This is a genomic window from Citrobacter sp. RHB35-C21, from assembly GCF_013816515.1.
In the GTDB taxonomy this organism is placed as follows: Bacteria; Pseudomonadota; Gammaproteobacteria; order Enterobacterales; family Enterobacteriaceae; genus Citrobacter; species Citrobacter braakii.
On the sequence record NZ_CP057147.1, the window covers coordinates 4,866,484 to 4,889,677 of the forward strand.

Sequence of the window (23,194 nt, forward strand, 5' to 3'; positions counted from 1 at the left end):
ATGATGAAAACCAGATGCGACGTTAGCCGGCAGGTCTTCGGGCTTGGAGGCAACTTAAAGAGATGATGACTTCCCACGGCATGCCGCAGTGTCTGCACCAGGTGCGCTCATCTCCTACCTTCCTTACCGCTGCGCGTCAGCTCCAGATTCACACTGGATTCCCTTTTAACTCACAGGACCGGAAAACGGATGCTACAGTTTGTTACAACCTGGTGTCCAGACCGCGCATCACAATATCGGAAATCATCAATGACTGGACATCTGTTGAGCAATCCCTACAATCCCCGCGTACTTTTATTTTTCAGGACGCATCATGACCCCCAAACACCTTCCGACAGAACAGTACGACGCCCAGTTAGCTGAAAAAGTAGTGCGTCTGCAGAGCTTAATGACGCCATTTTATGCACAGGCTCCGGAAGTGTTTCGCTCGCCGGTCAGCCACTACCGTATGCGCGCGGAATTTCGTCTGTGGCATGACGGGGATGATCTGTACCACATCATGTTCGACAGCCAGACCAAAAGCCGTATCCGCGTCGACAGTTTCCCGGCGGCCAGCGAGCTTATCAACACGCTGATGACGGCAATGATCGACGGCGTTCGCAACAACCACGTCCTGCGCCACAAACTGTTCCAGATTGATTACCTCACTACCCTGAGCGATCAGGCAGTGGTATCGATGCTGTACCATAAAAAGCTGGATGATGAATGGCGTCAGGAAGCTGAAGCGCTGCGGGATGCGTTACGGGCGCAAAACCTGAACGTGCATCTGATTGGCCGGGCAACCAAAACCAAAATCGAGCTGGACCAGGATTACATTGACGAACGCTTGCCGGTTGCGGGTAAAGAGATCATCTACCGCCAGGTTGAGAACAGCTTCACCCAGCCGAATGCCGCCATGAATATTCAGATGCTGGAATGGGCGATTGATGTCACCAGGGGATCAAAAGGCGACCTGCTTGAGCTGTACTGCGGCAATGGCAATTTCTCGTTAGCACTCGCACAAAACTTCAACCGCGTACTGGCCACTGAAATCGCTAAACCGTCCGTGGCTGCTGCGCAATACAACATTGCGGCTAACCATATTGATAACGTACAAATTATCCGCATGGCGGCCGAAGAGTTTACTCAGGCGATGAACGGGGTTCGTGAGTTCAACCGTTTGCAGGGAATCGATCTGAAGAGTTACCAGTGTGAAACCATTTTCGTTGACCCACCGCGCAGCGGTCTGGACAGCGAAACAGAGAAAATGGTGCAGGCGTACCCGCGAATTCTGTACATCTCCTGTAACCCGGAGACATTATGTAAGAATCTGGAAACGTTAAGCCAGACGCACAATGTTTCACGCCTGGCTCTGTTCGATCAGTTCCCGTATACGCACCATATGGAGTGCGGAGTATTACTGACCGCCAAGTAAATGATGTCCTGGCCGGGGGCGCTTCGCTTGCCCGGCCTACAAATATTACTCCACGATTTCCTGTCTACGGTTACGCACTTTAAAGCCGATCCAGAACACCAGAATCACCGACAGAACCGCCGGGAAGAAGTTTGAGCCAATATCCGGATATTCAGCGCGTACCACAGTGCTGTACAACAGAACGCCGAGAATAAAACAGGCGGCGGCCAGGCCCGGTAACCCCACAGGCATGGTGCGGTTTTGATAGCGTTGATGCAGACAATAAACCGTCAGCACCAGCGAAATAATTGGGAATACTGAGAATGGCACAATGGAGCTAAACAGCGCCGCAAATGTGCCATTGATCGATAAGCCAGCAACCAGCGCCAGCAGCAGCGTACCTTTATCTTGACCTGACTGTTTCATTGCTCGTCCTTCTCGTTACTCGGAGTGATGCGTCATCTTCTCTTGTTCACGGCGGTACCAATAAAATGCGCCCTTCGCGATCATGCGCAGTTGCAATACCAGCCGTTCTTCCAGCTGTCGACGCTGCTCGGCGCCAACATCCAGTGCTTCTGCCCCGGCGCTGAACACAATGGTGACCATGGCTTCGGCCTGCGCTTCAGTAAACGCACGAGGCATATGGTTTTCGAGTTCGAGATAGTCCGCAAGTTCCGCAATGAAGTGCTGAATTTCACGAGCGACCGCTGCGCGAAACGCCGCGGAGGTTCCCGAACGCTCGCGCAATAATAAACGGAAGGCGTTGGGATTGTTGCCGATGAACTCCATAAATGTTGAGACCGAGGTGCGGATCACACTCCCGCCCTTCGCGATACGCTGACGCGCCTGACGCATCAACTGACGCAGCATCAAACCACTCTCATCCACCATCGTCAGGCCGAGTTCATCCACATCGCGGAAATGGCGATAAAACGAGGTTGGCGCAATGCCCGCTTCACGAGCGACTTCGCGTAAACTGAGGCTGGCAAAACTACGCTCAGCGCTGAGTTGACTAAATGCGGCTTCTACCAGCGAACGCCGGGTTTTTTCTTTTTGTTGCGCTCTAACGCCCATCACGATGTCTGAATCCTTCCACATACCTTGCTGGCACTATACCAGAGATTAGGCGGTTGGCATGGCTTTGTGAATGATTGTTTACGCGCAGTTTGTGCTTCGAGTTCGCAAAAAAGCACAACGATAATTGGGTTATCCCGACAAAGATGTTACCATTCTGTTGCTTTTATGTATAAGAACAGGTAAGCCTGACCATGTCACATTCCTACGATTACGATGCAATAGTAATAGGTTCCGGTCCCGGCGGCGAAGGCGCTGCAATGGGTCTGGTTAAGCAAGGAGCGCGCGTCGCGGTGATTGAGCGCTATCATAACGTCGGCGGAGGCTGTACCCACTGGGGGACCATCCCGTCGAAAGCCCTCCGCCACGCCGTCAGCCGTATTATTGAATTCAATCAGAACCCACTTTACAGCGACCACTCCCGACTCCTTCGTTCTTCTTTCGCCGATATTCTCAACCACGCTGATAACGTTATTAATCAGCAAACGCGTATGCGGCAAGGATTTTACGAGCGCAACCACTGTGAAATTTTGCAGGGAAATGCCCGTTTTGTTGATGAACACACACTCGCCCTTGAATGCCACGACGGCACGGTGGAAACGCTGACCGCGGATAAGTTCATCATCGCCTGTGGTTCACGCCCCTATCATCCGGTGGATGTCGACTTTTCCCATCCCCGGGTTTATGACAGCGACTCTATCCTGAGCCTGCACCATGAACCCCGCCATGTTTTGATTTATGGTGCGGGAGTAATTGGCTGCGAATATGCGTCGATCTTCCGTGGAATGGACGTAAAAGTCGATTTAATCAACACCCGCGATCGTCTGCTTGCGTTCCTCGATCAAGAGATGTCCGACTCGCTCTCTTACCACTTCTGGAACAGCGGAGTGGTCATTCGCCACAACGAAGAGTACGAGAAGATTGAAGGTTGCGATGACGGCGTCATCATGCATCTGAAATCCGGTAAGAAACTGAAAGCCGACTGCCTGTTGTACGCCAATGGCCGTACCGGGAATACCGATTCGCTGGCGCTGGAAAATATTGGGTTGAAAACCGACAGCCGCGGGCAGTTGAAGGTCAACAGCATGTACCAGACGGCGCTGCCGCACGTGTATGCCGTAGGAGATGTGATCGGCTATCCGAGTCTGGCATCGGCGGCCTACGATCAGGGACGCATTGCCGCCCAGGCATTGGTAAAAGGCGAAGCTACCGCGCATCTGATCGAAGATATCCCGACCGGGATTTATACCATTCCGGAAATCAGCTCCGTCGGGAAAACCGAGCAGCAGCTCACGGCCATGAAAGTTCCATACGAGGTTGGCCGCGCCCAGTTTAAACATCTGGCACGTGCGCAAATAGTGGGTATGAGTGTCGGAACGCTGAAGATCCTGTTCCATCGCGAAACGAAAGAGATTCTGGGGATCCACTGCTTTGGGGAACGCGCGGCCGAAATTATTCACATCGGTCAGGCGATAATGGAGCAAAAAGGTGGTGGTAACACCATCGAATACTTCGTTAACACCACCTTTAACTACCCAACCATGGCGGAAGCCTATAGGGTAGCAGCGCTAAATGGCTTAAACCGCCTGTTTTAACGCACTGTCGAAATGGCCATCCATTGACCCACGGATGGCCTCTGCCAGCTGTTCATAACGGCTGCGCAGCGGCGAACCTGGACGATACACCAGGCCAATCGTACGGCGCGGTTCAGGCTTGATGCAGGGCAGATAGACAACGCCATCACGCTTACGCTCCGGCGGCACGGCCAGCGCAGGCAGTAAGGTAATACCGCTGCCTGCCGCCACCATGTTACGCAGCGTTTCCAGACTGGTCGCCCGGAAATGAGTATCCTCATCAGCACCCGCTTCAAAGCAGAAGCCCATCGCCTGATCGCGCAGGCAGTGGCCATCCTCTAGCATCAGCAGTTTCTCACCCGCCAGATCGGACATCGGCACACAGTCGCGGTTTGCCCATGGGTGATCTTCATAGATCGCCAGCAGCATAGGCTCATCAAATAACGGTACTTCGATGAACGCCTCACTCTCTTTCACCAGCGCCAGAATGACGCAGTCGAGCTTACCGCTATCCAGTTGCGCCAACAGCTGATGCGTCTGCGCCTCATGGAGATACATTTCCAGTTTTGGGAAGGTCTGGTGCAACATAGGAATAATATGCGGCAGCAGGTATGGCCCTACCGTTGGGATCAAACCAATATGCAGCGGTCCAGACATTGTCTCGCCTTGTTGGCTTGCCATCTCCTTGAGCACTTTGACCTCGCGCAGCACGGTGCGCGCCTGATCCACCAGCAGTAAACCTGCCTGAGTGAACAGCACTTTGCGACTCGTACGCTCCAGCAGCATGACGCCAAGCTCATCTTCCAGCTTGCGGATCTGTCCGCTCAGCGTTGGCTGACTAACGTGACAGGAGTCTGCCGCTCGTCGGAAGTGACGATGTTCGGCTAGCGCCACCAGGTATTCAAGATCACGAATATTCATTATTCATCCTCCATCGCCACGATAGTTCGTAGCGATAGGTAGAATAGCAACGAACGATTATCCCTATCAAGCTTTCTGTTTAATAATGCACCACAGAAACGGAACGGTACCCCTTTAACCCTTGAAGCTACTGTCCGTTTTGAGAGTTTCTCTCATACTCGAAATAACTAAAGCCAACGTGAACTTTTGCGGACCTTGAGTCCGCATTTTTTTTTGCGCCCGGCGCGAATACATTCAAAAAAATATATACAAAATATAAATTACATATTCCCATCCGATTATTTAAATTAAAACCATATTAAATTAAAATAATCAAAAACATTTTGTATCATTTATATATTTGACGCCCTGTCAGGTTCATAAATAATAACCGCGCGATATTCAATATATGGCAAATCGCAAGAACACTCGTTTCTTCGCCACTCTAATTATTTAGAGTACATTCACCCATATTTTTCTAATATTTATCGAATGGAATCTTTTATGAAACTCAATACTATTTCGCGATATTTTCTCGCGGCAGGCCTGATGTCGTGCGCCGCAAACGCATTCGCCCTGGAAGCCTGGAGCGGTCAGGCAGGTGGAAACACCATTGAAGTTATTTTTGACAGTAAAGTTTATAGTAACCGCTGGTATGTAAATGCCGATAATTGCCCACAGGGCGCGTCCGCTGAAAACTGGGATAATCCGTGGGGTTATGTGCGCGATGCCACAAAAGCAGAAATAGACCAATACGGCAACCCAACGACCTGTGACGCAGGCAGCGCCACGCCTGTTGCCCACGACGCCTTCAGCGCCGAAAAAGATTATGCCGAAGATGATATTGTCACTTATCAGGATGTAACATATGAAGCGGCAATCCCCGTTCCGGCTTATTCCTTCACCCCAGGTGCCGACAATCCGTGGAAACTCTATACACCAGTACCCGACTGGCGTTCCAGCCAGGTTTACAACAAAGGGGATGAGGTCAAAGTTGACGGCCAGTCTTATGAAGCACTGTACTATACCGTTGGTGAAAACCCTTCTATTGCAGGTAACCAGAACCCGACCAGCACCAATGGCCGTCCGTGGAAACCGTTAGGCCCAACGGTCGAATTCACCCAGGAACAATTTAATAATGCCCCACAGATCAACTCCATTGCGCTTTACGAAGCTGGCAAACTGGCGGTGTACAAAGGGATACCTTATGTCGCTCAGACGAAAGTCAAAGGCGTTATGCCGTATGATAAAAACCCATGGGCGATTTATACCAACTGGACTGGCACCAAAGAGCGCGTAGGGACGCCGAAGAATCCATGGCCTGCCCACGTTTATGCACCATACGTCGACTTTAGCCTGAACAGCATTCCGGATCTGGCGAAACTGGCGAAAGAGCAAAACATTACCCACTTCACCATGGCGTTTGTCGTCGCGAAAAGTGGCGAGCAGTGCATCCCAACCTGGGGTACGGCCTATAATCTGCAGGATTACTCACAGTACAGCAAAATAAAAGCGCTGCGTGAAGCTGGTGGCGATGTGATGGTTTCCATTGGCGGAGCGAATAACTCCCCGCTGGCGGCTGCCTGTAAGAATGTGAAAGATCTGCAAAAACTCTACTACGACATTGTTGATAACCTGAACCTGAACGTGCTGGATTTTGATATCGAAGGCACATGGGTGGCCGATCAGGATTCCATCGATCGCCGCAACCAGGCAGTAAAAGAGGTTCAGGCTCAGTGGAAAGAGGAAGGTCGCAAAGTCGGTATCTGGTACACCCTGCCGATTCTGCCGACCGGTCTGACGGCTGAAGGTCTGTATGTGCTGGAAAATGCGCGCCATGTCGGCGTTGAACTGGCTGGTATTAACGTAATGACCATGGACTACGGTAACGCCGTCTGCCAGTCAGACGGTACCGAAGGGCAGAATATCCACGGTAAATGCGCCACATCCGCCATCGACAACATGTTCACCCAGTTGAAGAAAATCTGGCCAGAGAAATCTGACAAAGAGATCAACGCCATGATGGGCACCACCCCGATGATCGGTTACAACGATGTACAGGGCGAAGTGTTCTATCTGTCCGATGCGAAACTGGTGATGGACGACGCGAAAAAACGCAACCTCGGCATGATTGGCGCGTGGTCAATGGCACGCGATCAGCCGGGCGTGGCGAAGCAGGTCAGCCCGGAGCACAGCGGTATGACCGCACAGCAGGCACCGATGTACGCATACAGCCAGGTATTTGCGCCGTTTACGCACGCAGATGAAAAAGAGGTCGTCACCGGTGTTTATAAATCACGGAAAAACAACCTCTGCCTGGATGTCAAAAACGGTCAAATCCGGAATGGCGATCGTTTGTTCACCTATGCTTGCTCCGGCTCCAACAACCAGACCTTTAAATTTGATGTCCGTGAACGTCTGGTAATTGGCAATAGCCAGAGCTGCCTGGATATTCAAAACGGTTATAATGTTGAAGGCAGAAATATTATTTCTTACACCTGCCACACCCCGACTGATACCAACAAAAATCAGACATGGACCTGGCAAAACAACAAGTTCGTCTCACAGAAGGAAGGCACGCAACGTTGTATGACGGTGGGTAACGACGGTTATGTCACCTTAAGTACCTGCACCGACAATAACGTCGCCCAGGAATTTGAGATTTATCGTCCGTAAACTGCTATCCAGGATAGAAACATAACAAGGCCATCCTTCGGGATGGCCTCTTTTATTACCGACGTTAAATCAGACGCGCCTTCGCGTAGTCGATCGCCTGCGCCACCTGCTGTGGCGACACGCCGCCTTTCGCCGCACGTTTATCCAGGCACGATTGCAACGAGAGGATCGGATAAACGTCATCGCCAATCACCTGACTGAACTTTTGTAAGTCAGCAAGCGACAGCGCTTCCAGCGGTTTGCCCTGACGAATCGCCTCGACCACCGTCTCACCCACAATATGGTGTGCTTCGCGGAACGGGACGCCTTTTGCTACCAGATAATCCGCCAACTCGGTGGCGTTAGCATAACCCTGCTGCGCCGCTTCCTGACAACGCGGACGTTTCACCTGAATGCCATCCAGCACCAGCGCAGCCATATGCAGACAGTCCAGCCAGGTGTCGAGCGCATCGAACAGCCCTTCTTTGTCTTCCTGCATATCTTTATTGTATGCCAACGGGAGACCTTTTAAGGTCATCATCATGCCGGTCAGCGCACCCTGCACGCGACCGCATTTGCCACGGATCAGCTCCAGCGCATCCGGGTTTTTCTTCTGCGGCATCAGAGATGAACCCGAAGTTACACGATCGGACAGCTCGACAAAGCCCGCTTCGCCGGTATTAAAGAAAATCAGGTCTTCAGCAAAACGCGACAGGTGCACCATGCCGATAGAGGCGTTGGAGAGTAACTCCAACACGTGGTCACGGTCAGAAACACTGTCCAGACTGTTACGCGTCGCCGAGGCAAAGCCCAGCCAACCGGCCAGTTGCTCGCGATCGATTTCATACGCCGTACCCGCCAGCGCGCCGCAGCCCAGTGGACTGACGTCCAGACGCTTGAGCGAATCCTGCAGACGGCTCTCGTCACGCGCCAACATTTCGACATAGGCCAGACACCAATGAGCAAACGTCACCGGCTGCGCACGTTGCAGGTGGGTGTAACCCGGCATAACGGCGTCCTGGTTATTCTCTGCCGTCACCACCAGCGCACTTTGCAGTTGACGGTTGGCCGACAGTAATTCAATAACCGTGTCTTTGCACCACAGTTTAAGATCGGTCGCGACCTGGTCATTACGGCTACGTCCGGTATGCAGTTTTTTACCAAGCTGGCCGACTTTATCAATCAGCTTACCTTCCACCCAGCTATGAATATCTTCGGCATCGCTTTGCAGGATCTGCTGCGGATTAACGCGAACCTCTTCCAGCAGAGTGTTCAGCGCCTCTTCCAATTGCAGTTGTTCATCGGCAGTCAGTACGCCGACCGTTACCAGCGCTTTAGACCAGGCCACAGAGCCGACAATATCCTGTTCTGCCAGGCGGTAGTCAAAACGCAACGAGTCGTTGAACTGTTTGAACCGCTGATCTGCTGCCTGTGTAAAACGCCCACCCCAAAGTGCCATAACTTGCTTCCTTAATATCTTGAATTTCAACGCCGGATGGCGCTTAGCTTATCCGGCGTACAGGTTCGGTTCACGTAGGCCCGATAAGGCATAACCGCCATCGGGTACAAAATAGTTTACGCTAAAATCCGCGTGCCAATTGGCATGCCGTTAAACAGCGCCGGCAGTTGCTCGGCATGACGCCAGGAGGCAATATCCACAGGGCGACCCAGCGTGCGCGCGGCATCCAGCGCCGCATTGACCTTCACGATCATGCCGTCAGTAATAATACCTTGTTCAATCAGTTGTTCCGCTTTCGCGGCGGTCATTTCGGCAATACGCTGGCCTTTTCCATCCAGAATACCGCTTACGTCAGAGAGCAGGATCAGATCCGCACCCAGCGTTGCCGCCAGCGCCGTTGCCGCCTGATCGGCATTAACGTTCATCAGCAGTCCGTCTTCAGTAACACCAATAGAGCTAACTACCGGCAGAAAACCGCCTTCCAGCAGTGTGTTAATCAGCTTAGGCGAACCCGGCTGCGCCAGTCCAACATGACCCAGCGCTTTATCGAGCGGCGTCACTTTTACGCTATCGCCATCACCAAGATACAGACCCACGGATGCGATGTGGTGCTTTTTCGCCCAGGCCAGTAAGGTTTTATTCGCTGTTCCCGCCAGGGCGCCGGTAATAATGTCAATTTGATCGGCTGGCGTGACGCGCAGACCATTTTTCTTTTTCACCGGCAGGTTCAGCTGCTTCATCAGATCGTCAACCACGCAGCCGCCACCGTGCACAATGACCAGCGGTCGCTGATGCGACTCACGATAATTCACCAGTGCGGTAAACAGACGCTCCAGCGCCTCTTCGCTATCCAGTAAAACGCCGCCCAGCTTGATAATTAATGGATTCATCGTTGCACCCTTAAATAAGAGACTGCGTTTCAGCAAAGCCAAAACGAATATTTGCGCACTGCATCGCCTGTGCCGCCGCGCCTTTCAATAAGTTGTCTTCAGTTGCCACCACGATCAGGTGCTCACCCTGTACGGCAAACCCGATATCACAGAACGGTAAGCCAACCACGTTCTTCAGCGCCGGAACGCCTTTGTCATACAGACGCACCAGTGGCTTATCGCCATACGCCTGTTGCAACGTTTGAGCCACCTGCGCATGGGTTACGCCCGCTTGCAAACGGCAGGTGATGGTTTCCAGAATTCCGCGCGGGAAGTTGCCCAGATGCGGGGTGAAGATCACCTCCGCACCGAGGTGAGTAGCGATTTCCGGCTGATGGCGATGGGTAAACACGCCATACGGCTGCAGGCTCACCTCACAAAAGCTGTTGGAAATAGCCGCCTTACGTCCCGCGCCGCTCACGCCGCTGGTGGCGTTAATTACCGGCCACTGGCTGAGATCCAGCAGCCCGGCATCAATCAGTGGTTTCAGCGACAGCTGCGCCGCCGTCGGGTAGCAACCCGGCACGGCAATCAAATTCGCGTCTTTCAGTTGGTCTGCGCTCCACTCCGCCAGTCCATAAACCGCCTGCTCCAGCAGGTCTGGATGCTGATGGGTAAAGCCGTAATATTTTTCATAGAACGCGCCGTCGTTTACGCGAAACGCGCCCGAGAGGTCAAACACCACGCATCCTGCCTGCAAAAACTGCGGGGCCAGGTCATGGCTCACCTCATGCGCCGTTGCGAGGAACACAACGTCCACCCCTGCGCTAAACTCGCTGATATCTGACATTGGCTGTAACGGTAAATCGACAATGCCTTTCAACTGCGGATGCAAATCAGAGATTAATTTTCCTGCATCATTGCTTTGCGCTGAGACGGTCAAAGCGGTTATGGTCATATCAGGATGGCGATTTACATAGGTCACAAGCTCTGCGCCGGCATAGCCACTGGCGCCCACAATCAGCGTATTCAACATCGGGGCTGCTCACCTTCTTAGATTCTGTTGCCAGATATAAGCCTTTATCACCTCACCTTACACTTGGTGGGTTTTATTACGCTCAACGTTAATGTATTTTTATTCACAAATACTGCATGAATATTGATACTATCATGACCCGAGGTGTGTCAACAATGAAAAACAATTTACCGCCATTTATCGAGATATACCGCGCTCTGATTGCCATGCCGTCGATTAGCGCCACCGAAGAAGCGCTCGACCAAAGTAATGCAGGTTTAATCACTCTGCTGGCGGACTGGTTCAAAGATTTAGGCTTTAATGTGGAGGTCCAGCCGGTTCCCGACACGCGCAATAAATTCAATATGCTGGCAAGCATTGGACAGGGAGCCGGTGGTTTGTTGTTGGCGGGCCATACCGATACCGTCCCCTTTGACGACGGACGCTGGACGCGCGATCCGTTCACCCTGACCGAGCATGACAATAAGCTCTACGGTCTGGGTACGGCGGATATGAAAGGCTTCTTCGCCTTTATCCTCGACGCGCTGCGTGACGTCGACGTCACGCAACTGAAAAAGCCCCTGTACATTCTGGCCACTGCCGATGAAGAGACCAGCATGGCGGGAGCGCGTTATTTCTCTGAAACCACCGCTTTACGCCCGGACTGCGCGATCATTGGCGAACCCACTTCTCTACAACCGGTCCGCGCGCACAAAGGTCATATCTCTAATGCGATTCGCATTTTGGGACAATCGGGTCACTCGAGCGATCCGGCTCGCGGCGTGAATGCCATTGAACTGATGCATGATGCCATCGGCCATATCATGAATCTGCGCGATGACCTGAAAGAGCGCTATCACCATGATGCTTTTACCGTCCCGTATCCGACGTTAAATTTGGGTCACATCCACGGCGGCGACGCCGCTAACCGAATCTGCGCCTGCTGCGAGCTGCATATGGATATTCGCCCACTGCCCGGCATGACGCTTAACGATCTCAATGGCTTACTTAACGACGCGCTGGCCCCGGTCAGCGAGCGCTGGCCGGGTCGCCTGACGGTGTCGGAGCTGCACCCGCCAATTCCAGGCTATGAGTGCCCACCGGATCACCAACTGGTACAAGTGGTTGAGAAACTGCTGGGCGCACAGACTGAGGTGGTGAACTACTGCACCGAAGCGCCGTTTATCCAGACGCTTTGCCCGACGCTGGTGTTAGGGCCTGGCTCCATCAATCAGGCGCATCAGCCGGATGAGTATCTGGAAACTCGTTTTATTAAGCCAACCCGCGAATTGATCACCCAGGTTGTGCATCATTTCTGCTGGCATTAACCGCTTATCGCCTCGCTAACCCTTTAGTGGTAAGCGAGGTAATTTATTAACATTTCATAAGCAAAGCTTATTTGATTCGATGTGAATTAAATAACGTAAATTCCCGTCATTTTTTCGTTTGCTGAACCGATTTCGCAGCAATTGACGTCACGACTTTTACGTGGCTTTATAAAAGACGGCTAACATACAAAGTCCGAGAGATTTCGTGTCATAGCAAGGCGACAAGCGAGCTCATACAAGGAGCTTACATAAGTAAGTGACCAGATGGGCAAGCGCAGCCAACGCCGATGTCGCGCGAAAGATACAGGACGCATAAATTAAAGATGGGGTGTCTGGGTTAATATGAACGAACAATATTCCGCGTTGCGTAGTAATGTCAGTATGCTCGGCAAAGTGCTGGGGGAGACCATCAAGGATGCGCTGGGAGAGAACATTCTTGACCGCGTAGAAACAATCCGTAAGTTGTCCAAATCATCCCGCGCCGGCAATGAAGTCAATCGCCAGGAGCTGCTCACTACGCTGCAAAACCTGTCTAACGACGAGCTGCTGCCGGTTGCCCGCGCGTTTAGCCAGTTTCTGAACCTGGCCAACACCGCCGAGCAGTACCACAGCATTTCGCCAAAAGGCGAAGCAGCCAGCAACCCGGAAGTGATTGCTCGCACTCTGCGTAAACTGAAAGAGCAGCCCAACCTCGATGAAGCCACCATCAAAAAAGCCGTCGAATCTCTCTCCCTGGAGCTGGTTCTCACCGCCCACCCAACCGAGATCACCCGCCGTACTCTGATCCATAAAATGGGTGAAGTGAACGCCTGTCTCAAGCAACTTGATAACAAAGACCTCGTCGATTACGAGCGCCATCAGCTGATGCGCCGTCTGCGCCAGTTGATTGCCCAGTCCTGGCATACGGATGAAATCCGCAAGCTGCGCCCAAGCCCGGTTGATGAAGCCAAATGGGGCTTCGCGGTGGTTGAAAATAGCTTGTGGGAAGGCGTACCGAATTATCTGCGCGAGCTGAACGAACAACTGGAAGAGCATCTGGGCTATAAGCTGCCCGTTGATTTTGTCCCGGTTCGCTTTACCTCCTGGATGGGCGGCGACCGCGATGGCAACCCGAACGTAACGGCGGATATCACCCGTCACGTGCTGCTACTCAGCCGCTGGAAAGCGACCGATCTGTTCCTGAAAGACATTCAGTTTCTGATTTCTGAGCTGTCGATGGTGGATGCTACACCGGAACTGTTGGCGCTGGTGGGCGAAGAAGGCGCAGCAGAACCTTACCGTTATCTGATGAAAACCCTGCGTTCACGTCTGATGGCAACCCAGGCCTGGCTGGAAGCCCGTCTGAAAGGCGAGAAATTACCGAAACCTGCGGGACTTCTCACCCAAAACGAACAGCTCTGGGACCCGCTATATGCGTGCTATCAGTCTCTGCAGGCCTGTGGCATGGGCATTATCGCCAATGGCGAATTGCTCGACACCCTACGCCGCGTGAAATGTTTCGGCGTACCGCTGGTACGTATTGATATTCGTCAGGAAAGCACCCGTCACACTGAAGCCCTTGGCGAACTGACCCGTTATCTGGGCATTGGCGACTACGAAAACTGGTCGGAAGCGGATAAACAGGCTTTCCTGATCCGCGAGCTGAACTCCAAGCGTCCGCTGCTCCCACGTAACTGGGAGCCGAGCAACGACACCCGCGAAGTGCTCGACACCTGCCGGGTCATTGCCGAAGCCCCGTATGGCTCCATTGCCGCCTATGTTATCTCAATGGCGAAAACACCATCGGATGTACTGGCCGTACATCTGCTACTGAAAGAAGCCGGTATCGGTTTTGCTATGCCGGTTGCCCCGCTGTTTGAAACGCTGGACGACCTCAACAACGCCGATGACGTCATGTCTCAGCTCCTGAACATTGACTGGTACCGTGGCTTTATTCAGGGCAAACAGATGGTCATGATTGGCTACTCTGACTCCGCAAAAGATGCGGGCGTGATGGCGGCCTCCTGGGCGCAATATCAGGCGCAGGACGCGTTGATCAAAACCTGCGAAAAAGCCGGTATCGAACTGACGCTGTTCCATGGTCGCGGTGGCTCCATTGGTCGCGGTGGCGCGCCTGCGCATGCGGCGCTGCTTTCTCAACCACCCGGCAGCCTGAAAGGCGGTCTGCGCGTGACAGAACAAGGGGAGATGATCCGCTTTAAGTACGGCCTGCCGGAAGTGACCATCAGCAGCCTGTCGCTGTATACCGCAGCAATTCTGGAAGCCAACCTGTTACCGCCGCCAGAGCCGAAAGATAACTGGCGTCATATCATGGATGAGCTTTCTGATATTTCTTGTGAGCTATATCGTGGATATGTACGTGAAAACAAAGACTTCGTCCCTTACTTCCGCTCCGCAACGCCAGAGCAGGAACTGGGTAAATTACCGCTCGGTTCACGTCCGGCAAAACGCCGCCCAACCGGCGGGGTAGAGTCTCTGCGCGCCATTCCGTGGATTTTTGCCTGGACGCAGAACCGCCTGATGCTCCCGGCGTGGCTGGGTGCAGGCACCGCACTGCAAAAAGTGGTTGAAGACGGTAAGCAAAGCGAACTCGAAGCAATGTGCCGCGACTGGCCATTCTTCTCCACACGTCTTGGCATGCTGGAAATGGTTTTCGCCAAAGCAGATCTGTGGCTGGCAGAATACTACGATCAGCGCCTGGTCAAAAAAGAGCTGTGGCCGCTGGGTGAAGAGCTGCGTCAGCGCCTGGAAGCCGATATCGATGTCGTGCTGGCGATTGCCAACGACTCACATTTGATGGCCGACCTGCCGTGGATTGCCGAGTCCATTCAGTTAAGAAATATTTATACTGACCCGCTGAATGTCTTACAGGCTGAGCTGTTACACCGCTCACGCCTGGCGGAAGAGCAAGGCAATGCACCGGATCCGCGCGTTGAACAAGCGCTGATGGTGACAATCGCTGGTGTCGCAGCCGGCATGCGTAATACAGGCTAACGTCCCCCCTCGTCGCCTTCGTGCTATTGTACGAAGGCGACAACAAAAACTGCTGTCATAACCGCTTCTTTTTCAATATATTCCCGCCTGAATATATTCACATTGTGAATATATCAACAGCAAAACACGATCCTAAGATCGTGATGCTTAAGTTCCTCTTAATATTAAGTCGCTACTCTTGGCGCTACGATTAAAGACAGGCTCACATTATGCAATCCTTACAACTCCAGTCTAAACCTAAATTTAGCTGGAAAGCCCTGGGTTGGGCGCTCCTCTATTTTTGGTTTTTTTCCACTTTACTCCAGGTCGTTATTTGTTTAACCGGATATAGCGGAACTAATGGATTACGCGACTCCTTGCTATTCAGTTCGCTGTGGTTGATCCCGGTATTTTTATTTCCAAACCGTATCCGTATTATTGCTGCCGTCATTAGCATGGTGCTATGGGCGGCCTCGCTGGCTGCTCTGAGCTATTACGTCATCTACGGACAAGAGTTCTCGCAAAGCGTTCTGTATGTGATGTTTGAAACCAATGCGAACGAAGCCAGCGAATATCTCAGCCAGTATTTCAGCCTAAAAATTGTTCTTATCGCCCTGGCCTATACGGCTATCGCTATTCTGCTGTGGACGCGTCTGCGCCCTGTTCATATTCCATCGCCCTGGCGCTATCTGGTGTCGTTTGCGTTGTTATACGGTTTGATTCTGCATCCGATAGCCGTTAACACTTTCATCAAACACAAGCCGTTTGAAAAAACGTTGAATGGCCTCGCCTCACGTATGGAGCCCGCCGCACCGTGGCAATTCATCTCCGGGTATTATCAGTACCGTCAGCAGTTGACCTCACTCAATAGCCTGCTGAATGAGAACAATGCCCTGCCGCCGCTGGCTAACTTCAAAGATAACTCCGGCGATGCCCCACGTACGCTGGTGCTGGTCATTGGCGAGTCAACGCAGCGTGGTCGCATGAGCCTGTATGGTTACCCGCGCGAAACGACGCCAGAACTGGATGCATTGCATAAATCCGATCCTAACTTCACCGTATTCAATAATGTCGTGACGTCACGTCCGTACACCATTGAAATCCTGCAGCAGGCGCTGACCTTCGCCAACGAGAAGAATCCGGACCTGTACCTGACTCAACCGTCTCTGATGAATATGATGAAACAGGCAGGTTATAAAACCTTCTGGATCACCAATCAGCAGACGATGACGGCTCGCAACACCATGCTGACCGTGTTCTCTAAGCAGACGGATAAGCAGTTCTATATGAATCAGCAGCGTACGCAAAGTGCGCGCGAATATGACAGCAATGTGCTGGCGCCATTTAAAGAAGTACTGGCCGACCCGGCACCAAAAAAGTTCATCATCGTGCACCTGCTGGGTACGCATATTAAGTACAAATTCCGCTATCCGGATGGTCAGGGTAAATTCGATAACAATGTCGACCATGTTCCCCCCGGCCTGGATGATGATGAGCTGGAAGCATACAACGATTACGACAGCGCGAATGTCTACAATGACCATATCATTGCCAGTCTGATCAAAGACTATAAAGCGACCGATCCGAACGGCTTCCTGCTCTACTTCTCCGATCACGGGGAGGAGGTATACGATACGCCACCGCATAAAACGCAGGGTCGTAATGAAGACAACCCGACGCGCCATATGTATACGGTACCGTTCCTGCTGTGGACCTCTGAAAAATGGCAGGCTGCACACCCGCGTGACTTCTCACAGGATGTGAATCGTAAATACAGCAGCTCAGAGCTTATCCACACCTGGTCTGATTTAGCGGGATTCACCTACGACGGTTTCGATCCGACCCGATCCATTACCAGCCCGCAGTTCAAAGAGACGACCCGCTGGATTGGCAATCCGTACAAAAAGAATGCCCTGATTGATTACGATAGCCTGCCGTACGGCGATCAAATCGGTAATCAGTAATACTCGTATCGGCCACTCTTAAAGAGTGGCCTTTTTTTATGATGGCGGTTACTGTTTCCCCTGTCTGCTGCCTGCAAGGGATTAACATGTATCACGACGTCAGCCATCTTCTCTCCCGCCTGATTAACGGCCCCACGCCGCTGCGCCAGGTTTATTTTGCCAGCACCAGTAGCTCAACGCCGGAGCTGGCGTATCAGGTCGATTTTCCCCGGCTGGAAATTGTGCTGGAAGGTGAGTTCACCGATAACGGAGTTGCTGGCGCATCCGCGACGTTACTGCCTTGCGATGTGCTATTCGTTCCGGCTGGCGGCTGGAACTTTCCGCAGTGGCTCACACCGGTCACCACGCTCAGCATTCTGTTCGGCAAACAGCAACTGGGTTTCAGCATCGTCCAGTGGGACGGCAAGCAATATCATAATCTTACCCGCCAGCACGTCGCGCGGCGTGGGCCACGAATTGGCTCTTTCCTGCTGCAAACGCTCAATGAAATGCAGATGCAACCGCAGGAGCAACAAACCGCCAGGCTAATCGTTGCGAGCTTACTGAGCCACTGCCGCGATCTGCTGGGCAGCCAGATCCAGACCGCATCACGCAGTCAGGCGCTTTTCGAAGCCATTCGCGACTATATTGATGAACGCTACGCTTCGCCGCTCACCCGAGAATCCGTCGCGCAGGCGTTTTACATCTCACCCAATTACCTCTCCCACCTGTTTCAAAAAACGGGCGCTATCGGGTTTAACGAATACCTGAATCACACGCGACTGGAACACGCGAAAACGCTGCTGAAGGGTTATGAGCTGAAGATCAAAGAAGTGGCGCACACCTGTGGGTTTGTTGACAGCAACTATTTCTGCCGCCTGTTTCGCAAAAATACCGAACGTTCGCCGTCAGAATATCGTCGGCAATACCACAGCCAGCTGACGGAGATAAAAGCTAATCCAAAGTAAGATGTGTGTGCTGTGGTGCAGAAAGCAGCTTTCGCACGGCGCTCATCACCCGCTGCGGCTCACGCAGAAATGCGCTAATGCCCGACTGGACGTATCGGCTCTGCGTAAATCGCTCTGCTCCTGCCAGTTCAATATCGGTAATGAGCAACACCGCATCAGCACGGTTAATATCCTCTTCCGTCAGGCGATTTTCGGTACCCAACGCGCCCTGAGTTTCAATCTTGATGCTCCATTTCTCCTGCTGGCAGAGTTTCTCCAGCCGTTCAGCGGCCATATAAGTATGAGCCACGCCGCTTACGCACGCGGTGACAGCAACCAGATATCGTACAGGTGCGATGGCCATACTATCCTCCTACTGTTACCTGAAATCCGGCGCATTCTGCCATCTTACGTATAAAACCTATCTCTTGCGCCGACGGGACGGGCACTTCTTTCATCGACCAGGGTAATCCGAGCAGGTTGTATTTCGGTTCGCCATATTGATGAAACGGTAGCAGGTGCACCTGCTTTATGCCCAATGATGACAACAGCGTCAACGCCTGCTGCGTGTTCTCTACATTCATCGTAAAGCCCGGAATCAGCGGCAGGCGAGGAATGACATTAACCCCTTCAGCGACCATTAGTCGTAAATTCGCCAGCACGCGCGGCAGGTTCATATTAATGGTCTCACGCGCCAAATGGACATCCATAATTTTGAGGTCAAACAGCACCTCATCGCACTCTCTTGCCAGCGATAACAAACGACTGGCTGGCGCATCGCCAGCCGTTTCAATCGCGCAGCGAACATCCCAGCGCCGCAGACGTTGCAGGAATCGTACGGCAAAGGGCGCTTGCATCAGCACTTCACCACCGGAAAGCGTCACCCCCCCGCCAGAGGTGCGAAAGAAAATATCATCTTTCATCACTTCACGTTCCAGCTCATCCAGTGAGATATCACGACCAATACGTTCAAACGCACCGGAGGGACACTCATCAGCATCACGTAGACAGGGTGTACAGTGCTGGCATTTACTCTCCCGCCGTACTGTTTCAATACGTGGGGAGAGAGATTCAGGGTTGGCGCACCACGGGCAGGTATGCGGACAACCTTTAAAGAAGACTACCGTACGAATACCTTGTCCATCATTCAGTGAGTAACGCTGAATATTAAATATACGCGCGACGTCCTCGCCACGTGGGTCAATAACCTCACAGCTGATGCGCGGTGCGGCGAATGATGTCATCCTGGATCTCCTTCGACAGCTCGACAAAGAAGGCGCTGTAACCCGCCACGCGCACCACCAGCCCGGCGAAATCTTGTGGGCGCAGCTGCGCTTCTCGCAATGTGTCGGCATTCACCACGTTAAACTGGATGTGCTGGAGCTTGAGCTGGGTAAATGCCCGCAGAAAATCCGCCAGCTTGCGTAAACCAGCCTCACCTTCCAGTGTGGCTGGCGTAAACTTCACGTTCAGCAAAGTCCCATTGGAAAGCAATGTGTTATCCAGCTTGCTGACCGATTTCAATACCGCCGTCGGCCCTTGCATATCCTGCCCCAGCATAGGCGACAGCCCCCCGTCCGCCAACTGTTCCCCAGCGAAGCGACCATCTGGTGTCGCTCCGACGACCGAACCCAGCGGCACGTGCGCAGAGACAGTATATGAACCCGGCGTAAATTGCCCGCCGCGTGGATTCTGGTATTTCTCTACCTCTTTGCAGTAATGACGCAGCAGTTCGGCGCTGATGTTATCTACATCATCAATATCGTTGCCGTATTTTTCGAAGCGGTTAATCAGCCTGGCGCGAATTTTCTCGCCTTCCGCGGTAGCAAAGTTGTCTTTTAGCACCGACAAAAGTTCGTCAAAAGTTAAGCGCTGTTGTTCAAATACCAGTCCATTGAGCGCATGCAGCGAATCGCTCAGGTTCGCAATGCCGATCCCCTGTACGCCGGAGAAGTTATAACGCGCGCCGCCGTCGGTAATATCACACCCTTTATCCAGGCAATCGCTAATAAACGAGGAGAGCAGCGGCACCGGCGCCCAGTCGCGATGACCGATATCGCAGATATTACTGCCTTCGACCATCAACGTAATGTAGTGGCTGATTTTGGCACGAATATGCTTCAACAGGTCTTCGTACGTCAGCGCGCGATTGCCTTCGTTCTCATGCAGGCAGATTTCCATTACTTTCAGCAGATTAAACATGGCGATGTCGTGCAAACCGTATGTTCTGCCTGGAATAGACAGCTCGACACAGCCGACTACCGCGTAATCTCGCGCATCTTCCAGCGAGACGCCACGGTTAAGAAATGCGGGCACCACCACTTCATCATTAAAGATTTGCGGGATGCCGGTCCCGAGGCGAATGGTCTGTGCCGTTTTCATCAGGAACGGCGTATCGATCAACGCGTTCGTGCGCACACCGAGATTTGGTTGCGGCAGTTGTACGCTCTGATAAGCATCAAGGCAGAGAAACGACAGTACGTTTACCGCACTACGGCCATTTTCCGTCAATCCCCCAAGCAGTGCGGTGTAACCCGTTGGGAAGCCAGCGAAATAACGCGCGCTGCTGGTGGATCGCAGCAGTACAATGTCATTGCATTTCACCCATAGCGATTCAAGGATTTCTTTTAAGAATGCAGGATCTTCTCCCTGCGTCAGCGAGGTCTGATAAAACGGCAGCATATACTGGTCGAAGCGTCCGAGTGAGAGCGAACTGGCGTTGGACTCATATTGCAAAATAATGTTCATGTACCAGAACAGCTGACATGCTTGCCAGAAGGTTTGTGGCTTATGCTGGGCGTTATGGCGGGAGTTTTCTGCAATCGTCAGCAATTCCTGACGTCGCTGCGCATCCGGGCAGTTTTCCGCCATTTTTTCTGCCAGCAGGGCGTAACGCAGAATGTGGCTTTGCGAAGCCTCAAGCAGCAACAGAGCAGCCTGATAAAAGTGGTTATCCGGCTGCTGCAGACAATGCGCCCGCATCTGCGCTACCAGTTCGCCAAGCCCGAGATTCAACAGGCGTGGATAATCAATAATGATATGCCCCTGACCTTTATCCGTCTGGTTAACGCTAAAAATCTGCGTACGGACAGCGGCTTTTACCTCATCGGTCATCTGACCGTTGATGAAATCTTTCATCGACCGCTTTTCCCAGTACGGATACAGCACATCGCGATAAAGATGTTTATCCTCTTCGCTGATGTCAAAACGGTCCTGCGGACGGGTTGGAAACTGCTCCAGCTCGTTGAGCAGCCAGTAAGGATCCATTTCCGGTGACATTATGCCCGCCCGCGGTTTAACGGTACGGTTCCCGGCTATCAGTTCCTCATCACGAATCGATATTTCAACGTGCTCAAGAATATATGCGGTGGCTTTCGCCCGCCGCAGAATAACCGGCTCTCCCTCCGTCTGCTGGTGGCTGGCGGTATATAGCAGCGCACGCTCAAGCGAAATTTCGCGGTTATTCTGAAACAGAGCGTTTTTTAAACGTTGGATACGGTTAGTCATGAGGAACTCCTGTAGAAAAACTGATGCCAGATGGCGCTGTGCTTATCTGGCCTACGTATCAGTAGGCCGGATAAGTCGCCCCCCCTCCGGCAAACAAACCGTTATGCGGTTTGCGCAAGGTGTGCGCCAATCTTGTTCATGATGGCGTCGGCACGTTTCACTGCATCGCTGATGTTGACACGAACGATAGTTTTGCCCGCAAAACGCTCTTCAAACTTAATACCAATGTCTTTGGTCAGAATGACCATGTCGGCTTCTGCCACATCCGCCGCGGTCAGTTCGTTTTCCAGACCGATCGACCCCTGAGTCTCAACCTTTACTTCCCACCCCTTGGCTTTAGCGGCGCTTTCCAGCGCTTCGGCGGCCATATAGGTGTGGGCAACGCCAGAAGGACATGCAGTTACTGCAATAATCTTGGTCATGACTCATTCCTCGCTTAATTCATTTCAAAATCTAAATCCAGGTCGTCTTCTTTCTGGTCGACCTGAGACACTTTTTTCCGCGCCAGACTTTTCAGTACGTTAACGCACACTGCGGTCACTACAGCCCCCACGGCAACCGCCGCGATATAACCCAATTTTCCTTCCACGACCGGCAGAACAATCAGCCCGCCCCAGCCGGCATAACACTGCGCACCAAACAGCGCGGCGGTTACCGTGCCGCAGGCGGAACCCACCATAATGGATGGGATAACGCGCAGCGGATCGGCGGCAGCAAAAGGAATTGCACCTTCCGTTACGCCAACGCAGCCCATCACCAGCGCTGCTTTACCGGCTTCACGTTCTTCAGAAGAGAAATTCTTACGACCAATCAGCGTCGCCAAACCTAAACCCAGCGGCGGCACGCAGATCCCTACCGCGGCGATTGCCACCACGGTATAAACACCCTGCGCCACGCAAATCAGCATGAAGGCGTAGGCAACTTTGTTAATCGGCCCACCCATATCGAAGGCCAACATCAGTCCCATAATTACCGCCAGCAGCACGATGCTGCCCTGCTGCATACCCTGCAGCCACTCGGTCAGGCTAGTGGTTAACGCGCCAACGGGTTCTCCCAGGCCCCACATCATGATGCCTGCGGTGATAAAGGTGCCGACAATAGGAATAACGAAGATAGGCATTACCGATCGCAACACCTTATGTACGGGGATCTTCTTCAGATAATGGACGACGATACCGCCAATAATCCCGGCAATTAGCGCGCCGAAAAAACCTGCGCCGAAGCTGTTTCCCACCCATGCGCCAATCGCACAAGGGGCGAGAGCAGAACGTTCAGCAATGGAATAACCAATGTAAGCGGCAAGGAATGGCACCATCAACGTCAGCCCTGCGACGCCAATATCAAACAGTTTCTTGAGATTAGGATCGGTCGCCGCATCCGGTACCGCGCCCTTGCCATACAACATGACGGAGACCGCCAGCAAAATTCCACCCGCGACTACGAAGGGGATCATATGCGAAACACCCGTCATCAGGTGCTGACGGGTGTTTTTCAGGATTTGTACCAACTCTTTCATAAGTCGCTCCCAGGCTGCTAAAGCCCATATCCATAAACTTG

Annotated in this window: 18 protein-coding genes and 1 riboswitch; of the genes, 7 read left to right on the forward strand and 11 right to left on the reverse strand. The window is 52.6% G+C overall.

The features are described from left to right. Positions 1-10: 10 nt before the first annotated feature. A riboswitch (cobalamin riboswitch) is annotated at positions 11-198 on the reverse strand. Between the two features lie 115 nt (positions 199-313). Next, positions 314-1,414 carry a tRNA (uridine(54)-C5)-methyltransferase TrmA gene (trmA, locus tag HVZ39_RS23560; protein WP_181633027.1) on the forward strand — a complete coding sequence of 367 codons (1,101 nt, stop codon included), beginning with the start codon at positions 314-316 and terminating at the stop codon, positions 1,412-1,414. A gap of 45 nt (positions 1,415-1,459) precedes the next feature. Here trmA and HVZ39_RS23565 read toward each other — a convergent pair whose 3' ends face one another. Next, positions 1,460-1,819 carry a YijD family membrane protein gene (locus HVZ39_RS23565; RefSeq protein ID WP_016155292.1) on the reverse strand — a complete coding sequence of 120 codons (360 nt, stop codon included), beginning with the start codon at positions 1,817-1,819 and terminating at the stop codon, positions 1,460-1,462. 15 nt (positions 1,820-1,834) lie between these two features. Continuing rightward, entirely contained in the window at positions 1,835-2,470 is a 636-nt protein-coding gene (gene fabR, locus HVZ39_RS23570; protein WP_003028862.1) for an HTH-type transcriptional repressor FabR, read from the reverse strand. Positions 2,471-2,661: 191 nt separating this feature from the next. Here fabR and sthA point away from each other — a divergent pair, with 191 nt between their 5' ends. Continuing rightward, positions 2,662-4,062, forward strand: a complete 1,401-nt coding sequence (gene sthA / locus HVZ39_RS23575) for a Si-specific NAD(P)(+) transhydrogenase (RefSeq protein WP_016155291.1) — start codon at positions 2,662-2,664, stop codon at positions 4,060-4,062. Here the strand turns inward: sthA and oxyR are convergent. Then, positions 4,045-4,962: a DNA-binding transcriptional regulator OxyR gene (gene oxyR / locus HVZ39_RS23580; protein ID WP_003028858.1), complete on the reverse strand. Its 918-nt coding sequence runs from the start codon at positions 4,960-4,962 to the stop codon at positions 4,045-4,047. The genes sthA and oxyR overlap by 18 nt on opposite strands. Positions 4,963-5,445: 483 nt before the next feature. On the opposite strand from oxyR, the gene HVZ39_RS23585 reads away from it, so the two are divergent. Further along, the gene (locus tag HVZ39_RS23585) at positions 5,446-7,617 is read left to right on the forward strand and encodes a ricin-type beta-trefoil lectin domain protein (protein WP_181633028.1); all 2,172 of its coding nucleotides are present in this window, start codon (positions 5,446-5,448) and stop codon (positions 7,615-7,617) included. Between the two features lie 64 nt (positions 7,618-7,681). Here the strand turns inward: HVZ39_RS23585 and argH are convergent, their stop codons facing one another. From argH to argC, 3 genes are all read right to left on the reverse strand, one after another. Continuing rightward, positions 7,682-9,055: an argininosuccinate lyase gene (argH, locus tag HVZ39_RS23590; protein WP_046276416.1), complete on the reverse strand. Its 1,374-nt coding sequence runs from the start codon at positions 9,053-9,055 to the stop codon at positions 7,682-7,684. A gap of 116 nt (positions 9,056-9,171) precedes the next feature. Then, positions 9,172-9,945, reverse strand: a complete 774-nt coding sequence (argB, locus tag HVZ39_RS23595) for an acetylglutamate kinase (protein WP_016155288.1) — start codon at positions 9,943-9,945, stop codon at positions 9,172-9,174. A gap of 10 nt (positions 9,946-9,955) precedes the next feature. Further along, complete coding sequence (gene argC, locus HVZ39_RS23600) at positions 9,956-10,960, reverse strand: N-acetyl-gamma-glutamyl-phosphate reductase (protein WP_016155287.1); 1,005 nt, start codon at positions 10,958-10,960, stop codon at positions 9,956-9,958. A 155-nt stretch (positions 10,961-11,115) separates the two neighbouring features. Here argC and argE point away from each other — a divergent pair, with 155 nt between their 5' ends. From argE to HVZ39_RS23620, 4 genes are all read left to right on the forward strand, one after another. Then, positions 11,116-12,267: an acetylornithine deacetylase gene (gene argE / locus HVZ39_RS23605; protein WP_151223053.1), complete on the forward strand. Its 1,152-nt coding sequence runs from the start codon at positions 11,116-11,118 to the stop codon at positions 12,265-12,267. Positions 12,268-12,609: 342 nt separating this feature from the next. After that, entirely contained in the window at positions 12,610-15,261 is a 2,652-nt protein-coding gene (gene ppc / locus HVZ39_RS23610; RefSeq protein ID WP_016157932.1) for a phosphoenolpyruvate carboxylase, read from the forward strand. 209 nt (positions 15,262-15,470) lie between these two features. Then, a complete protein-coding gene (locus tag HVZ39_RS23615) occupies positions 15,471-17,204 on the forward strand; it encodes a phosphoethanolamine transferase CptA (RefSeq protein ID WP_181633029.1) in 1,734 nt (577 codons plus the stop codon). A gap of 86 nt (positions 17,205-17,290) precedes the next feature. Beyond that, positions 17,291-18,151 (forward strand): AraC family transcriptional regulator, encoded by an 861-nt coding sequence (locus HVZ39_RS23620; RefSeq protein WP_181633721.1) that lies wholly within the window; start codon positions 17,291-17,293, stop codon positions 18,149-18,151. Here the strand turns inward: HVZ39_RS23620 and HVZ39_RS23625 are convergent. From HVZ39_RS23625 to HVZ39_RS23645, 5 genes are all read right to left on the reverse strand, one after another. After that, a complete protein-coding gene (locus HVZ39_RS23625) occupies positions 18,138-18,494 on the reverse strand; it encodes a PTS fructose-like transporter subunit IIB (RefSeq protein ID WP_016155282.1) in 357 nt (118 codons plus the stop codon). The two genes, HVZ39_RS23620 and HVZ39_RS23625, sit on opposite strands and share 14 nt — an antisense overlap. Before the next feature lies 1 nt (position 18,495). Next, positions 18,496-19,374: a [formate-C-acetyltransferase]-activating enzyme gene (locus HVZ39_RS23630; RefSeq protein WP_181633030.1), complete on the reverse strand. Its 879-nt coding sequence runs from the start codon at positions 19,372-19,374 to the stop codon at positions 18,496-18,498. Continuing rightward, positions 19,340-21,637, reverse strand: coding sequence for a formate C-acetyltransferase (locus tag HVZ39_RS23635; RefSeq protein WP_137380639.1), 2,298 nt, complete (start codon positions 21,635-21,637; stop codon positions 19,340-19,342). The genes HVZ39_RS23630 and HVZ39_RS23635 overlap by 35 nt, the downstream gene beginning before the upstream one ends. Positions 21,638-21,738: 101 nt before the next feature. Next, positions 21,739-22,059: a PTS fructose-like transporter subunit IIB gene (locus HVZ39_RS23640; RefSeq protein WP_016155279.1), complete on the reverse strand. Its 321-nt coding sequence runs from the start codon at positions 22,057-22,059 to the stop codon at positions 21,739-21,741. A gap of 14 nt (positions 22,060-22,073) precedes the next feature. Next, on the reverse strand, positions 22,074-23,153 hold the full coding sequence (locus HVZ39_RS23645) for a PTS fructose transporter subunit EIIC (RefSeq protein ID WP_003825153.1): 1,080 nt from the start codon (positions 23,151-23,153) through the stop codon (positions 22,074-22,076). Positions 23,154-23,194 lie beyond the last annotated feature (41 nt).

Bases quoted from the DNA above. Each gene is read 5' to 3' on its own strand.
- trmA (WP_181633027.1), top strand. From the start codon at position 314: ATGACCCCCAAACACCTTCCGACAGAACAGTACGACGCCCAGTTAGCT.
- HVZ39_RS23565 (WP_016155292.1), bottom strand. From the start codon at position 1,819: ATGAAACAGTCAGGTCAAGATAAAGGTACGCTGCTGCTGGCGCTGGTT.
- sthA (WP_016155291.1), top strand. From the start codon at position 2,662: ATGTCACATTCCTACGATTACGATGCAATAGTAATAGGTTCCGGTCCC.
- oxyR (WP_003028858.1), bottom strand. From the start codon at position 4,962: ATGAATATTCGTGATCTTGAATACCTGGTGGCGCTAGCCGAACATCGT.
- HVZ39_RS23585 (WP_181633028.1), top strand. From the start codon at position 5,446: ATGAAACTCAATACTATTTCGCGATATTTTCTCGCGGCAGGCCTGATG.
- argH (WP_046276416.1), bottom strand. From the start codon at position 9,055: ATGGCACTTTGGGGTGGGCGTTTTACACAGGCAGCAGATCAGCGGTTC.
- argB (WP_016155288.1), bottom strand. From the start codon at position 9,945: ATGAATCCATTAATTATCAAGCTGGGCGGCGTTTTACTGGATAGCGAA.
- argC (WP_016155287.1), bottom strand. From the start codon at position 10,960: ATGTTGAATACGCTGATTGTGGGCGCCAGTGGCTATGCCGGCGCAGAG.
- argE (WP_151223053.1), top strand. From the start codon at position 11,116: ATGAAAAACAATTTACCGCCATTTATCGAGATATACCGCGCTCTGATT.
- ppc (WP_016157932.1), top strand. From the start codon at position 12,610: ATGAACGAACAATATTCCGCGTTGCGTAGTAATGTCAGTATGCTCGGC.
- HVZ39_RS23615 (WP_181633029.1), top strand. From the start codon at position 15,471: ATGCAATCCTTACAACTCCAGTCTAAACCTAAATTTAGCTGGAAAGCC.
- HVZ39_RS23620 (WP_181633721.1), top strand. From the start codon at position 17,291: ATGTATCACGACGTCAGCCATCTTCTCTCCCGCCTGATTAACGGCCCC.
- HVZ39_RS23625 (WP_016155282.1), bottom strand. From the start codon at position 18,494: ATGGCCATCGCACCTGTACGATATCTGGTTGCTGTCACCGCGTGCGTA.
- HVZ39_RS23630 (WP_181633030.1), bottom strand. From the start codon at position 19,374: ATGACATCATTCGCCGCACCGCGCATCAGCTGTGAGGTTATTGACCCA.
- HVZ39_RS23635 (WP_137380639.1), bottom strand. From the start codon at position 21,637: ATGACTAACCGTATCCAACGTTTAAAAAACGCTCTGTTTCAGAATAAC.
- HVZ39_RS23640 (WP_016155279.1), bottom strand. From the start codon at position 22,059: ATGACCAAGATTATTGCAGTAACTGCATGTCCTTCTGGCGTTGCCCAC.
- HVZ39_RS23645 (WP_003825153.1), bottom strand. From the start codon at position 23,153: ATGAAAGAGTTGGTACAAATCCTGAAAAACACCCGTCAGCACCTGATG.